Source organism: Sporofaciens sp. St.21A7 (assembly GCF_059728535.1).
Map to the genome: position 1 here is coordinate 963,841 of NZ_BAAGFN010000001.1, position 14,757 is coordinate 978,597.

A 14,757-nucleotide genomic window follows, 5' to 3' on the forward strand; every position below is an offset into this window, starting at 1 on the left:
GACGTTATTTGGGACTTGAGATTTTAATTTGACGTTTTTGTGCGGGAGATTTGAACTTTAGTTTGCGGGACGACATTATGGCAACGGAATACGTATGGTAATAGCCGGGGTTTTGGCTGGCCGCATAGTATTCTTCCAGCTCATATGTCAGACGGAAAAAGGATTCCGACATTCCGCTCCTGCAGAAAAAGCTGTCTTCCGAACGGCAGAAAGGACTTTTGATATCCCCAAAAAGCAGGTAATGCTCAAGGCGGAACAGGGCATTTCTATATTGGGAACACGCCTCGTAGGAAATTTCCAGTTTCTTAATCTCAAGCCAGTCCAGTGCGGCATCCATAGAAAAAGGAATGTCATTATCCATCAGGTACTTGAAAAATGTAGTGTAACAGGTTCTATGCATGTCTATATTTTTACATGCACTGTCAGGCTGCTTCATCATATTGAGAACTGATGAAACAGCATCTAAATAGTTTATTTGCATATCAAATGCGCTCCTTTCCGGATTCCCATCTGAGGGGAAAACCTAAGAATAGCGTATCTGATAATGCTCATCTTTTGTACAAGAAAGTGAGGATTTATGGGAAATAGTTTAAAAGATCAACATTATAAAAACATGGATATAAGGCCTCAAATGGATACATCAACATTTCAGGCTGAGAGTATCGCTTATACGGTGTGCCAGCACTTCGGCATAGACACATCGGAATATTCTTTCGGGTATATTGCCGGATGGAGCAGCGGAAAGGATATGAAAGAGCTGAAATCTTCCCTTGACACAATCCGCAGGACTGCATCGGAGCTGATCACGGGCATTGAGGAACAGCTTATAGAAATACAACGTGACCGGGAAATGATGCAGGAGCAGGAAAAGGAGAGCCTTTTGCTGATACAGAACAGTGACCTTTCTGAGTACAGCCTTTTAAGCGTCCGGGGAATGGATGCGGCGGAGGTCGTGGAAGCCCTCTCTGCCATGAATGAGGATGACAGGCTGAGCATTGCCGCATATCTGGAGAGCAGGGGCGCATGGACGACGGAGGTTGCCAATGAGCAGACGAGGGAAGTTAGAGAGTACCACCTTGATGTGCGGTATAATACGGATACCAATGAGATCACCGACATAAAAGCGGCGATAGAAAAAAACAGGGCAGACAGGGAAGCACAGCTTCTGCATGGGGATACCGATAAATATGGCATTTACCAGTTAAAGGATGATCCGGGGCTTCGGGATTTTCACTTTGCAGGCACAGCGGAGCTTTTGAAAAGAGGTATCCTTTCTGACGATTTCAGGGAAATCCAGCCGGGAAACTATAACCTTGTCTATGCGGGGGAGCTTTCGGACATACATGGACAGTCGCAAATGGAGAAGCTGAATGCGATTTATGAGAAATTCAACATAGACCACCCGGCAGATTACAGAGGGCATTCCCTTTCCGTCAGTGACATTGTAGTGCTGCATGAGGACGGGGAGAACAGCGCACACTTTGTAGATTCTTACGGATTTACAAAACTTCCTGAGTTTATGAGGGCTTTGGAGGGTGTAAAAGAGCAGGATACCCAAAAGGCGGAACCGGAAGAAAAGAAGGAAACTTCTGGACATGATGTCCAGAAGCCGGAAGCGGAACAGACAGAACAGAAAACCTATCCGGATTTCTATGGGCATACCCTGCGTTATGCAGCCGATCATGGGGAAGTGGACAGATATATGGAATCCCACAAATTTGACCGGGAATGTAAGGAAGCGATTGAGGGAACAATCCGGCAGAATTTTGACGGTATGCACTTAAACCATGATATTGTGAAGCCTCTGGCGGAAAAGTACGGTGCGGAGCGCATGGCGTTTATCCTTGCCAATACGCTTCAGCAGGAATCGTGGGATGGACGTTTTCAAGGGATAACAAAGCGTGGGCATCAGAGTTTTCCATTCCTGAAAATCTCGTGCATGGAATAGATATGAACCGTGAACTGATTGTGAGCAGCCACCCGGCAGTCTTGGATGGTTTTATCGGTATGTTCCGTGAGGAAGTTCTGGAACAGGAAAAAGAATTGTCCACCGGACAGGAAAAAGTGACTTCTGGACATGATGTCCAAAAGCCGGAAACCGAACAGACAGTTATGGAACAGTCAGATCCGGAGCAGACAGAAGTGGAGAAATCAGAACCGCAGACAGAGCAGAGCGGGAAGGAGAAGCCTGTCGAGATACCAGAACTGGAAGATTTGGACGAGGGTGACGAGATCATTGACCTTGGAGATGAAAAGGATAAAGTCCTTGCGGAAATGAGGCAGTCTTTAGAGGGAGGACAGGAAACTTCTGGACACAATGTCCAGAAGCCGGAACAGGCAGAACCGGAGGAAACGGCAGAAACAGAGCTTGCCTTTCAGATCGCAGACCGTTACATCAGCGTACAGAAAACAGAGGACGGCTATGGTTATTCTGTTATGGACTTGAATTATAAGGAGTTATATGAGGACATATATCACAATCCCGATATCAGCATCCGGGAAGCGTTTGATGAAATCATGGAAGATTTGAGAATCATTCCTTTTGACAATGGCGCAAGGGGAAATATCCATGATCGTGACGAGCGGATACCGATTGATTATGATGGATTGATGGAGAAGGTGGAAGCGGCAAAAGCGATTGCGCCGCAGAGCAGTGTGGTAGCAGATTTTAAGGCAAAGACAAATGAGCTGTTCCATGAGATCAGTGAAATGAACCCGGCAGAGATAGAGGAAACTGTAAAATGCCATGTGCGGGCGCAGTTAGAGGAATCCGGCATGGATGCTATGATCGTGGATGTGGCAGTCGTCGGGAGCCGTTGCCGGGGGCTGGAGCAGGAAGGCTCTGACCTTGATGTGGTAGTGGAGTTTTCCACGAATGAGCGGGAAGATGAGCTGTTTAATATGCTGAATGAAAACGGGCTTTCTATCGGCGGTGTAAAAGTGAATATTGACCCAATCACAGCACAGAGGACGGGGAGCCTTGAAACATATCTCCCGCTGGTGGAGGACTATCTGGAGGGGATGCGTGAAGCGATGGAGAGAGATTTGGCCGCCAGCATTTCCAGAGAGGAAAACCAAAAAGAAACGAAAGAAAGCCTGTTCCAGGAGCAGGCGGAACCAGAAGTGACGCTGACGGTTGCGGAGTGCGGCGAGTTCCACAATTTGGGCGAGTTTTATGAGAATATCCCTACAGTGGAGGAAGCTGTCGCAATCTGGAAACAGATACCGCCGGAGCGTATGAATGGTATCCCTGCAATCGGCGTCAATATCCATACACCGGGAACGGAGGCGTTTGAGGATGTGGGGATTGACATTTTAACCGGGAACCGGATTGACCTGGATATTTTAGAGTATATCCCTGACATCAAGGGTAATCCCCAGGCAATGGAAGTGATTGCGGAGCTTGTGGCGAAATTGCCGGAAATGGAAATAGACGGACGCATGAGCGAGGAATTTGAAGCGAAGGTATGGGAGAAACGTATGCCTGATCTGACACCTGCAGAACAGCTTGCGGTAGAGATTGACCGTTTTGTATATGATTATGATACCGCCCTTTACCGTGACAATTCCCAGAGCATGACAGTGAATGTGTCAGAGATTGCAGAAGCTTTAAATCAGAGGGATACCCATGACATTGCGCTGTGGCTTGTTGATGTGTTTTCGGAGGGAACAGAACCTGAAAAAGAAAAGGCTATGGAGATTCTCAAAAAGCTGACAGAGTACAAGCCTCTTGCCAAAGTTGAGGAAATGGAAGAACAGAATTACAACATGGTCGATAATGTGCTGAATAACGGCGCAGGGGAAAAGGCGCAAAAGGAAGAAAACAAAAAAGAGCAGGAGCGTCCTGCGGCAAGAACTTCTTTGAAAGCCCGCCTTGCAGAGAAAAAGGCACTTGTTTTCGGTCAGGGAAAAGACCATGAAGCACAGGAAAATATAAAAAATAATCAGAGGGAGATGTAAGAGCATGGAACATAATTTCACTGTGGAAGAAGTAAATTTAATCTGTATATATGCAGGAGAGAGCAGGGGCGAAGTCATAGAGGATATTGAAAGAGCTTTGCCATATATTGATGATCCGGATATGGAGGAGTTGTCCAACAGGATAATCGAAAAGCTGCGGAACATGACAGATGAAGAATTTGAACAGCTTGAATTGATTGAAGCAGATTAAAATGTAACGGAAACAGGCTTCCTTCCCGTTTATAGTGCGGGCAAGGAGAGCCTGTTTTTTGTTGCTGTTTTCATTTGGGTAACAACGGCAAGCATGAACAGCACTACAATATAAAACTGTAATATCATATATGATGATTTTAAACGAGGTAGTCATGGATTGACTTTTCATTCTCAAAATGATAATATTTTCATATATTTGAGCAGGAGGACAGAACATGACGGACAAAATTATGGAGTGTATTACGAACCCGGTAAAATGTAAATTATTGCTTGAAATATATGCTAGGGAACAGGCAACCGCAAAGCACTTATCTGATACGCTTGATGATATCCCACAAGCTACATTATACCGCCATTTGAAGAAGATGTTAAGTGATGGTATCTTAAAAGTGACAGAGGAAACTCCGGTGCGTGGCACATTAGAAAAAACTTATGCACTTGCATTTGATTTAGGAAGCGACTTTGAAACGATATTAGCTGAAAACTCCGGCACACTTTATATGCAGACGTTCACGCAGTATTTTTTAGGATTTGCTAAGCAGTTCCGGGAGTATTGTAACTCTCCAGACATCAATATCAAAGAGGATATGTCGGGTTTTTCTCTTTCTCACCTATATTTATCGGACGAAGAATTGACCGAACTCATAAAGAGCATTTCAAAAGTAATCAGCGCTGCAGAAAAGAATGCGCCAAAGGAAGGACGGAAATTAAGGACGATAGGGGTAATTGTTTCCCCACCGGAAAAATCAAAATAAGTTATATGCCGCTCCCTTAAAAATGGGAGCGGTTCTTATGTGTGCCGGGCATGGCACAATTCTAGCCGGTGAAAGTCCGGTCACGAGTAACTTACCGCTTGTGTAGTGGAGCGCAAGCCGAAACCGGAGACGGTGGGGTGAAGGAAGCGCATAGCAAAGTCATGAGCCTACGAACAGAAACCTGATATGAGGCTAAATGGTGGATAAGGTTGCATAACAAACCAAAGTCCGTGGTAAGCGTAGAACCAAGAGAGTAAATCAGGAGGTTGTGTGATGAAAGAATTGTGAATTACCCCGGGAGACCCAGTTAGCGTGCCAGAGGAAAGGGGGGACAAAGCGGCCGATGCTGCGGTCGCAATCTTACGCACGTGCGATAGAAAGTTTATGGCTGGGAGTCAGCTGAGACCATAGGACAGCATTGAGGGAACTGCGCCAGTTCCCGAAGGGTCTAATGTTAATTGTATTGCAAATCGCTGCAAGCAAGGTCGGGATATTCTGCATTACACCCCGAAGCAGTCCAGCAAGCGCAATCGTATTTCGTGGGGACTGTAGAGAGGAAGAAGTTTCCCGGCATCTTTACGAGAGAGGAGGAGCAACAGGTGAATCTGGTGGAAATGATTTTAAGTGAAGAAAATATCAGGGAATCCATAAAGAAAGTAACAGAAAATAACGGGGCACCCGGTATAGACGGGATGACCGTAAAAGAATTACAAGGATACTTTGAGAAACATGGTGCGGACATCAAAGAACAGATAAGGAATAAAAGGTATACACCGAAACCTGTGAGAAGGGTATACATACCGAAACCGAACACAGAAAAATTCCGTCCATTGGGAATACCGGCAGTAGTAGACCGTGTGATACAAGAGGCGGTAGCGAGAGTGCTGGTAAGGGAATATGAGCCCTACTTCAGTGAATTCAGCTACGGCTACAGACCAAACAGGGACGGGCACAAAGCAATGCATCAAGCCCTGGAATATCTCAATGAAGGGCGAACCTGGGTAATCGATTTTGATGTGGAAAAGTATTTTGACACAGTAAATCATGATAAACTGATTTCAATACTAAGAGAACGGATGAACGACGCAGAGATATTGCATCTGATACGTTCCTTCCTGAAAGCAGGAGTGATGGAGGATGGTCTGGTAAGTCCAACGGAGGAAGGAGTGCCGCAGGGGGGACTATGCAAAGCTTTGCATATTCCCCCCTATGCAAAGCAGAAGACTATGCAAAGAATGTACCACTTTTCCTTATAAATAAAGGCTTCTCTTAGATTTTACTTTGCATAATATTCCACATATAGTAATTACGGCTTAGATAGCTACTGCATCAAGTCACTATTTTTGCTCCAGTTCGGCTCCTTGTCTAATCCTAAAATCAGGTCTTGTAAGTATGCTTTTCCATAAAGACACCTCTGATATGATATTTTTAAAAATAGCTCTCGTTGATATCTCCGGAGACTATGCTAAGTAGCGCAACAAAAAATGGCTTGAAAAGGGGATTTTAGGGATTTACTTTGCATAGTTACTTTCTTTGCATAGGGAGGACCATTATCCTGCGTGCTGTCAAATGTGTATCTGGACAAACTGGATAAAGAGCTGGAAGCAAGAGGGTTGTGTTTTGTCAGGTACTGTGACGATTTCGATATATTTGCAAGAAGTGAAAAATCAGCAAAAAGAGTCATGGCATCCGTAAGCAGTTGGCTGGAAAGAAAACTATTTTTGAAAGTCAGCGCGAGCAAGACAAACATCGTGCGTCCAAGCAAAAGTGAGTTTTTGGGATTTGGCTACTGGAGTGACAAAGGCACATGGAAATGCAAACCGCTGGCAAGCAGAAAGCAAAGGCTACGGGATAAACTCAGGGAAGTAACCTGTAGACGGAAAGCGGCGGCAAGGCCATTGTCAGAGACAGTCACCAAAGTGAACCAGATAATGAGAGGCTGGATTAATTATTACCGGATTGGCAGTATGAAAGGCTTCATGGCGGAAATAGGGTCATGGATAAGACACAGGATCAGAGTGGTCATAGTGAAGCAATGGAAGAAGCCTAAGACCATCATGAAAGGATTAAGATGGTACTGCAAAGTATTCGGGTTCGTCTTTGAAGAAGAAGCCCTCTATAAAGTAGCCAATTCGAGAAAGGGACTATATGCGCAGTGCAATGGAGATGTGATCAACTATATTCTAAGTCCGAAAGTCCTTGGGACAAAATTAAAACGCAAAGGAGGAGGCACAGTATATCCCGGCCTTGTAGACCCCCTTGCGTATTATCTTAGTAACACTTGATATAGGATTACAATTGATGTAGCGCCGTATACGAGACCCGTACGTACGGTGCAACGGGAGGGGCGAGGAATTATCCTCCCTCTACCCTATTGACTTTATATTCTCATAGTGATAATATTCTCTATATGAAAACATAGAGCAAATTCCATACATGACGGACTGCACTATGGAACAATGATTTTTCTGGGAGGTAGTCATTTATGAATGCCATTTTTTGACAGATGTTAAATTTCAAATCAGGAAAATTACAGTGTATTGCGAAAAATCGAAAGGAGCATTTTCTATGAACAAAAAACAAAAAGGCATTATGCTTATCCTTACTTTAGTTACGCTGATCTGCGTACTTGTTGCACTTAACTTTTTGCCGGACTTGGTTCCGTTACATTTTGGAGCAACTGGGGCGGGCAATGTAGCAAGCAAATATTTCCTGCTGATTTTTGTGCCTGTTCCTGCCATTCTCTTTTGGGCGGTCTGCCGCAAATTGAAATAATAGGGAGGGATATTATGCAGTCAGTATTGGAGATTAAGAATTTTACGAAAGAATATTCGCAGGATAAAAAGGCAGTGGATAACCTGTCTTTAGCGGTTATGCCCGGAGAAATTCATGGGTTTATCGGGCACAACGGAGCCGGAAAAACAACTACCATTCGTGCCGTGGTTGGTGTAATGGGCTTCGATAAGGGCGAGATTTTAATTGCCGGACATTCCGTAAGAAAGGAGCCTGTTATGTGTAAACAAATGACAGCGTATATTCCCGATAACCCGGATTTATATGATTATGTAACAGGTATTCAATATCTGAACTACATGGCGGATATGTTTTCTGTTGATAAGAAGCACCGTGAAGAACGCATACAAAAATACGCAGAGCTGTTCGGTATTACTGACAACTTAGGAAACCTGGTCAGTTCCTATTCACATGGTATGAAGCAAAAGCTGGCGCTGATCGGTGCTTTTATGCATAAGCCGAAACTTCTTGTGCTGGACGAACCTTTTGTGGGACTAGACCCGGAAGCAGCTTTTCATCTGAAAGAAATCATGAAGGAATTGTGTAATCAGGGGAGCGCCATATTCTTTTCCACTCACGTTCTAGACGTTGCAGAAAAATTATGTGACAAGGTTTCTATCATCAAACAGGGAAAGTTAGTCATAAGCGGAAGTATGGAAGATGTACGGGGTTCCGGCAGTCTTGAAGATGTTTTCATGGAGGTAGTGGAAAATGAAAAATAAGTATCTGCTTCTTTTGAAAATGCAGCTTTACAACTTCTTCGGCATTAATCGCATACTACACTCCCGCAGTAAAAGGGAAAAGCAGCACGGGGCGGCTTTCGGGGTGATTGCGATCGTTGCTGTGGGGCTGATGCTTGCACATAGTACATCGATCAGCGCCGGATTTGCAGGCATGGGAGCTGTCAATATTTTGCCGACAATTTCCATACTGATATGCTCTCTGGTCACATTGATACTGACTTTCCTTAAAAGTTCGGGCGTTCTTGTAGGGTTACGGGACTACGATATGGTTATGTCGCTCCCGGTGAACAGTTGGGAAGTGGTTTTAAGCCGGCTGACTTTTGTTTACCTGTCAAACCTGTTGATCAGTATCATTGTGGTACTTCCCGCTGTTATTATCTATGGGATAAATGCGGAAACCGGAACATCAGGAAGTATTATTTTTCTGCTTTCCCTTGTGTTTCTGCCTGTTATCCCTATGATTATCGCTTTAGGGCTTGGTGTTTTGATTGCTGCTGTTTCGTCCCGGTCAAGGCATAAGAATATCCTTTCACTTGTATTAAGCACACTTGTTGTATTGCTGGTCGTGGCAGCTTCCACACAGGCGCAGAATATGAAGCCCGATGAAATTTTGGATATTGGACTTACACTCTCCAATATGGCAAACCGGATTTATCCCCCGGCAGCCCTTATATCCAAAGCAGTTGAAAGTCAAAATTTCCTATATTTTTTCATATTTATCGGAATGACTGCTTTAACCTATGGTGCTTTTGTAGGGATAGTATCGCATTTCTAAGAAAAATGAATACAGCAGCATTCAGCCATTCCGCTGCAAAGTATGAGGGCAGGCCCTTAAAGGTTTCCACTCCACTGAAAGCAATGTATAAACGTGAATTTGGCCGCTATTTTTCCTGTACGATCTATGCGCTCAATTCTACGATTGGAATGGTGTTGCTGCTTGTGGTTTCCTTATTGCTGCAGTTCATTAGTCCTGAAATGATAGAACAGCAAAGCGGCATAATTGGTCTTAGCGGGATGCTGCACAGGGTACTTCCGTTAGTGATTGCCGTATTCATTACTATGACTTCCACCGCTTCCGCTTCTTTGTCCTTAGAGGGAAAAAGCCGTTGGATCATGTGTTCTGTACCTGTCCGCGCCATTGATATCTTTCATGCAAAGGTAGCTGTCAATCTTACAGTGATCTGTCCGTTTGTATTGATAAGCGCCCTTTTGGCAGGTATCAAAATGGAGGTTTCTTTGATGCAGGCTGTTTTCTTGTGTATTGTTCCGGCAGTCTATGCCTGTTTCATATCGGTTTTGGGAATGTATATGAATGTAAAGTTCCCGAAGTACGACTGGACGAGTGAATATTATGCCGTAAAAGGCGGCGCCATTTCCGTTCTTGCGACAATGGGTATTGGTATGTTAAGCAGTGTGATACCTCTGTTGATTTGTGCTGCTTTTCAAGATTACAGCGGTCTGGTAATGCTTGTAACTTCTTTCTTGCTGCTGACAGTTTCTTTCGTATTATACGGGAGGCTCCGACGGTATCGGCTTTATGAGATATAAGAAAGGAAAGAATGCAGTTATTAAACAGCTTGAAGTGAAAACGCAGGATTGATTAGCAGAGTGAAGAAAAGAAGTTAGTGGAGATAATAAGAATGTATGAATACAAAGTGGAAGTTTATAAAGTAAAGAGTGCCGAAAAAGAAATGAATATGGTAGCAAAAGAGGGTTGGAGAGTTATTGCAGTTAGTCCAGATTTAGCAAAGCCATATGGTGTGATTGTAACATATGAGCGAAAGAAAGATTAACACAAACAGGCTTTCTCCCGTTTGAAATTTGGGATAGGAAAGCCTGTTTTTTATATCTGTTTTTGGATACCGTCAATTTCCACAATACCAACGACTGTGGAATTCCGCACATTATCTCACAGATTTGAAAAGCCATTAAAAGAATACATAATGTGTTCCTTGTATGCTTCTGTACAAGTTGCAGAAATTTCCCTCGTTCTCCCACATAGGGCGGTGCATAATATACAGTTACATTTTAAAGGCTATTGCTCACTTTTTAGGGCATTTTCAACAGCCTTCTTTATAACGGTGCTTGAATTTGTTGCACCGGATATAGCGTCTACGTCTGTTTTTTGTTCATCAACAATTTTGTTAGTTATGGCTTCTGCGGATTTTCCGCGTTCATTCCTATGCTCCAAAATACTAATATTTGTAATTTCTCCATTTTGTACGGTAACTTCCACTTTTGCATATATAAAATTCACATCATATTCACCAATATAAACTCCGTCGGAAATATCCGAAATATTTATTTCTTCAAAAGTGGTTTCCTTTACTGCCCGTTTATAATCTGCAACACTTTTAAGGTAGATTATTCCCCAAACTAAACCAACAAGTAAAAGGAGCATAATAGCAATTAAAACTATTTTCTTTTTGAATATTCGCATTTCATATACCTTTCAATTTTTTTGATTGTTTGTTTTGGCAACTCTTTTTTACTTGCTGTACCCGCACATACAATTTTGCCTATTGGCTTCATTCCTGCTGTCATAAAAAACTCGTCCATACTGCGGATTGCCCTTCTGCTTTGTCCGAATATCCATGAAAAAGGAGAAGGCGTATTGCAGGAAGTTAAAAGCATATATTTCTTGTCCTTTAAACGTGGCTTAGGAAAAGTACTTGTTTCCTCCATAGCCGTTCCCAATAATCGGTCAAATAAATTCTTAACAGGAGCAGGTACATTCGCCCAATAAACAGGAGCTGCAAGTAGAACCGTTTGACATTTCTGTAAACACATTACAATTTCCTGTATATCGTCCTTTTGAATACAAGTTTGTGTACTCATACAAGCCCTACAACCCGTACAGTAAGAAAGATTTTTTTCGTATAGGTTAATCTTTGTTACGCTATAGCCCATTTCTTCGGCTTTACGAATCGCATAATTTAACATAGTTGCGGTCATACCGTTTGCATGAGGGCTTCCCAAAATAGCAAGCAAATTTTTTTCATACATACTCATTCCACCTTGTCTGCAATAGAACAATACAGCATATGAAAACCATACTCTAAAAACTGGATTTTTGATAATCCCATTGTTTTTTTAATATATTCCTCTTTGTTTGTTGCAAACTGAATAAGCCCGGACAGCATACCCCAAAAATTAAAAATAGTAGGCATGATTTTCAGATTGCCACGCAAATCGCCTTTATCTATGCCGGAGATTAAAAACTCCTTTATCTTTTCGTTTATTTCTTCCCCTATTTGATAAGTTTCTTTTTCTTCGGGAAGATAATCGTGGCTTTCAAAATCAATATTGATTTTATCTAATACCATTTTGAAGTAGAATGGAAATTCTTCTTGGTACTGAACCAACCCACGACATATGAAATTATATTGTTCTTTTGTAGTTTTTTGTTGCTCTAGTGCAGAAACGATGTAATTATAAAGTCTTTTCATACTATCCAGCACTAGAATACCAACAATTTCCTCTTTGTTCTCAAAATACACATATAAAGTCGCTTTGCTATATCCGGCTGCTTTTGCTATATCGTCCATAGATGTTGCTGCAATACCTTTATCCATGAACAATACTGACGCAGCGGAAGCAATTTTTTCTCGGTGTACGCTTTTCGGTTCTTTTTTTCTCCGCGCCATTGCCTATCTCCTTATAATTAAACTTAGAGTTTAATTATAATGGTTTTAAGGAACAATGTCAACTTTTATCTGGAAAAAGGTGTTTAGCAAAATGTATGTATTATGTATGAGTGAATGGAATTTCGTAGTCGCCGTCATTCGTGGGAATGTGTATAACTGGCTGTTTTATGGAAATGTGGGTAACTCTGTCTGCAGGATGCGGAAAAGCAGTATTTTACACATACTTTTACGCTTACGACTTAATTTTACCCGTTTAAGAAAAAAACGGGAATAGGGAGTGGAAATGTATATAATGAGTTTAAAGTGAAAGGAGAGTCATAGTTATGAAGAAAACAATAAGTATTACATTACTGGAATTGTCAAAATTATTGAAAAAAAGAGAATTTCTCTTAGGTCTGATCATGGTGCTGGTCGTGGATGGGGGAATGGTGTACGGTGCGTATGCGTTTCCAAATAATTTTGGGGTACACAATGTAATCGCCCTTTATGGAAACTTTTCCAGTATTTTAATCATGTTTTTAGCAGCAAAGAGTTTAGGGGAAGAATTTGATTTAAAAACAGCGACATTTGTTTTTACATCAAGAAGCAGCAGAATCCAGATCATCATGGCAAAAATTATGAGTATAGCGCTTGCCAATATATTGATTGGTCTATGTGGCGGAATTCTATATGACATTGCATTGATCATCTGTAAACAGCCTTGGACAGCGCCTATGTTATTGGAAACCATTGGAAAAGTAATCCTGATTTATATGATTTACGGTTTTGCCGTAGGTGCAACAGCAGTGATGGTCACATGTTTTCTCAACACAACCATTACGCCTTTTATTTATCTGATCGTGCTGTTTTGGATAATGCCAAGTATTTTAAATATGATTGGACAGAAAATAACAGCACTGGAAAAAGGACTGGAGTATGTGTTGTTTTGCATATCCGATGAATTCCTGATGTATCAGGTTTTGAGTATCAAGAACATTGCAGTATTTATAGTCACAGGCATTGTATTTTTAATCACAGGTATGGCTGTTTTACAGAAAAAAGATTTATAATAGTTTCCCCAATCTTTAACAAAGCGAATAATCCGTAATAATGCGTACCTATAGTGAACGCTAAAAGTCATTTACTATGGGTACGCATTTTATGATATCTGAACCTGCTGTATGAATAAGCCCTCTTTAATCAATGTTTCTTGATAAATATTATTATAGCGGTTTAATACTTCAGATACATTGTAAAGACCGATACCATGTCCAGCTCCCTTTGTAGTTACTTCCTTTTTAAGCATCTGGTCTACAGAGAGTCCTTTGTCAATAAACGAATTTGATATAATGAATACGATATCCTGATTCATTTTGCCCAGATGAAAGTTAATGACGGGGTGTTCTGTTTCCAGGCATGCCTCTATCGCATTATCCAGGTAAATGCCGAGCATTCTTGTCAGATCAACCGGCTCAATATGAATGGAATCAATTTGATCCGGAATATCTATATTCACTTCGATATCCTGATTCACAGCTAAGAGCAGTTTGGTATATAAGATGCTTTTCAGTTCCAGTATATTGACATTTGATAAGTTGTTCAATGCTCCATTTTTTTGTGTGAGGTTTTTTTGCATCGGTAAAATATGCTCATAGAAATAGGTTCCCAGTTCCTCATATTTTTTCTCATCAATATATGCAGCGAGGGAAGCCATGATATTGATATAATCATGCCTGAAGGAACGCAGGTTATTATATACCATTTCCAGGTTTTTGGTGTATTCGTTTAAGTTTTCCAAATACTCAACTTTTTTCTGCGTTTCATAATTTTTTCGGGTTGTGTGCAGCACGATAAGGATCATGCTTATCGTAAACAGAAAATAAAGGACAAGCGAAGAAACCATTAAAATGAACTCTCTGCGTGTAATTTCCAGGTTATCAAAAAAAGAAGCCATTGTGAAAAGCATAAATGCACAAAGCAAAAGGGTTAAAGCAAGCAAAGTGAGCAGTTTTTTGCTCATTTTTTCAAAAGTACTGATAAGATATCTCTGAAGCAGGCGTCTGACCAGATAAAGAACGGGGCAGGACGCTGCTAATGTACAGATGTCAATTATGGTAAGGAAAAAAATATCGGAATTTAATTCTTTAATGGAGAGATTCCATAATATATTGGCGGCAAATCCTAATATATTTATTAAAACGCAGTTTAAAATATAACTAAGCGGAATATAGAAAACCGAATATAATTTCTTTGTGAATTTCACCAGCAGGATAGAATTCAACGCCAGCATAACAAATATCATAGGATAAAAGGTAAAATATGCTTGTATAAAAAGAAGCACTGAAAACGATAAAAAGAAAATGGGGTATTTCTTTATGGAAAGATGTGGATGAGTCAATATAAAAATATCACAGGTCAACATAAGCGCAATATATATTGAAGAGATTAAATATATTGTAATCATAAAAAACTCCTTAAAGCAACATAATTTTTGTAATCAGTATGGAAAAACGCTCCGTAAGGGTGCTCACGCGGAGCGGCAAATATGTTTTGTCAGCAAAGCAGACCCCAAAAACCAACGCCAAGACCCGCGAGCGAATCTTGGCGTTTCACTCATTATAGCTCATTGTGGATAAATTGGCAAGAAAAACAGTATTTATGATTGGT

The 14,757-nt window shown here is 41.5% G+C and carries 16 protein-coding genes and 3 pseudogenes; 14 read left to right on the forward strand and 5 right to left on the reverse strand.

Going from position 1 to position 14,757, the window contains the following annotated elements; genetic code table 11:
• Positions 1–4: 4 nt before the first annotated feature.
• Complete coding sequence (locus AC6I3O_RS04680) at positions 5–481, reverse strand: hypothetical protein (RefSeq protein WP_497849916.1); 477 nt, start codon at positions 479–481, stop codon at positions 5–7.
• 96 nt (positions 482–577) lie between these two features.
• Here AC6I3O_RS04680 and AC6I3O_RS04685 point away from each other — a divergent pair.
• The 13 genes and pseudogenes from AC6I3O_RS04685 to AC6I3O_RS04745 all read left to right on the forward strand — a co-directional run.
• Positions 578–1,525 (forward strand): annotated as a pseudogene (locus AC6I3O_RS04685) (YodL domain-containing protein); the annotation flags it as partial.
• A gap of 186 nt (positions 1,526–1,711) precedes the next feature.
• Positions 1,712–2,619 (forward strand): annotated as a pseudogene (locus AC6I3O_RS04690) (DUF3849 domain-containing protein); the annotation flags it as partial.
• Positions 2,620–2,784: 165 nt separating this feature from the next.
• Positions 2,785–3,960 carry a nucleotidyltransferase domain-containing protein gene (locus AC6I3O_RS04695; protein WP_497853418.1) on the forward strand — a complete coding sequence of 392 codons (1,176 nt, stop codon included), beginning with the start codon at positions 2,785–2,787 and terminating at the stop codon, positions 3,958–3,960.
• Between the two features lie 4 nt (positions 3,961–3,964).
• On the forward strand, positions 3,965–4,171 hold the full coding sequence (locus tag AC6I3O_RS04700) for a transposon-transfer assisting family protein (protein WP_497849917.1): 207 nt from the start codon (positions 3,965–3,967) through the stop codon (positions 4,169–4,171).
• A gap of 217 nt (positions 4,172–4,388) precedes the next feature.
• A complete protein-coding gene (locus tag AC6I3O_RS04705) occupies positions 4,389–4,928 on the forward strand; it encodes a helix-turn-helix domain-containing protein (RefSeq protein WP_497849918.1) in 540 nt (179 codons plus the stop codon).
• A 599-nt stretch (positions 4,929–5,527) separates the two neighbouring features.
• Positions 5,528–6,184 carry a reverse transcriptase domain-containing protein gene (locus tag AC6I3O_RS04710; RefSeq protein WP_497849919.1) on the forward strand — a complete coding sequence of 219 codons (657 nt, stop codon included), beginning with the start codon at positions 5,528–5,530 and terminating at the stop codon, positions 6,182–6,184.
• A 297-nt stretch (positions 6,185–6,481) separates the two neighbouring features.
• Positions 6,482–6,700: pseudogene (locus tag AC6I3O_RS04715) on the forward strand (reverse transcriptase domain-containing protein); the annotation flags it as partial.
• Positions 6,680–7,213: a group II intron maturase-specific domain-containing protein gene (locus tag AC6I3O_RS04720; protein WP_497853419.1), complete on the forward strand. Its 534-nt coding sequence runs from the start codon at positions 6,680–6,682 to the stop codon at positions 7,211–7,213. The pseudogene AC6I3O_RS04715 and the gene AC6I3O_RS04720, both read left to right, overlap by 21 nt.
• 283 nt (positions 7,214–7,496) lie before the next feature.
• Entirely contained in the window at positions 7,497–7,703 is a 207-nt protein-coding gene (locus AC6I3O_RS04725) for a DUF1648 domain-containing protein (RefSeq protein ID WP_497849920.1), read from the forward strand.
• 14 nt (positions 7,704–7,717) lie between these two features.
• Positions 7,718–8,443 carry an ABC transporter ATP-binding protein gene (locus AC6I3O_RS04730; RefSeq protein ID WP_497849921.1) on the forward strand — a complete coding sequence of 242 codons (726 nt, stop codon included), beginning with the start codon at positions 7,718–7,720 and terminating at the stop codon, positions 8,441–8,443.
• Positions 8,433–9,239 carry a hypothetical protein gene (locus AC6I3O_RS04735; protein ID WP_497849922.1) on the forward strand — a complete coding sequence of 269 codons (807 nt, stop codon included), beginning with the start codon at positions 8,433–8,435 and terminating at the stop codon, positions 9,237–9,239. Before AC6I3O_RS04730 ends, AC6I3O_RS04735 begins: the two co-directional genes overlap by 11 nt.
• A 5-nt stretch (positions 9,240–9,244) precedes the next feature.
• Positions 9,245–10,012 carry a hypothetical protein gene (locus AC6I3O_RS04740; protein ID WP_497849923.1) on the forward strand — a complete coding sequence of 256 codons (768 nt, stop codon included), beginning with the start codon at positions 9,245–9,247 and terminating at the stop codon, positions 10,010–10,012.
• A 92-nt stretch (positions 10,013–10,104) separates the two neighbouring features.
• Positions 10,105–10,257: a DUF4177 domain-containing protein gene (locus AC6I3O_RS04745; protein ID WP_497849924.1), complete on the forward strand. Its 153-nt coding sequence runs from the start codon at positions 10,105–10,107 to the stop codon at positions 10,255–10,257.
• Positions 10,258–10,499: 242 nt separating this feature from the next.
• Here the strand turns inward: AC6I3O_RS04745 and AC6I3O_RS04750 are convergent, their stop codons facing one another.
• Genes AC6I3O_RS04750 through AC6I3O_RS04760 form a run of 3 tightly spaced genes read right to left on the reverse strand, consistent with a single transcriptional unit; the run spans position 10,500 to position 12,111 of the window.
• Complete coding sequence (locus tag AC6I3O_RS04750; protein WP_497849925.1) at positions 10,500–10,904, reverse strand: FMN-binding protein; 405 nt, start codon at positions 10,902–10,904, stop codon at positions 10,500–10,502.
• Positions 10,880–11,470 (reverse strand): flavodoxin family protein, encoded by a 591-nt coding sequence (locus AC6I3O_RS04755; RefSeq protein ID WP_497849926.1) that lies wholly within the window; start codon positions 11,468–11,470, stop codon positions 10,880–10,882. The genes AC6I3O_RS04750 and AC6I3O_RS04755 overlap by 25 nt, the downstream gene beginning before the upstream one ends.
• Positions 11,471–11,472: 2 nt before the next feature.
• Positions 11,473–12,111, reverse strand: a complete 639-nt coding sequence (locus AC6I3O_RS04760) for a TetR/AcrR family transcriptional regulator (protein WP_497849927.1) — start codon at positions 12,109–12,111, stop codon at positions 11,473–11,475.
• A 323-nt stretch (positions 12,112–12,434) separates the two neighbouring features.
• Between AC6I3O_RS04760 and AC6I3O_RS04765 the strand changes: the two genes are divergently transcribed.
• Positions 12,435–13,160 (forward strand): hypothetical protein, encoded by a 726-nt coding sequence (locus AC6I3O_RS04765; protein WP_497849928.1) that lies wholly within the window; start codon positions 12,435–12,437, stop codon positions 13,158–13,160.
• A gap of 89 nt (positions 13,161–13,249) precedes the next feature.
• Here the strand turns inward: AC6I3O_RS04765 and AC6I3O_RS04770 are convergent, their stop codons facing one another.
• On the reverse strand, positions 13,250–14,380 hold the full coding sequence (locus tag AC6I3O_RS04770; RefSeq protein WP_497849929.1) for a sensor histidine kinase: 1,131 nt from the start codon (positions 14,378–14,380) through the stop codon (positions 13,250–13,252).
• Positions 14,381–14,757: the final 377 nt, after the last annotated feature.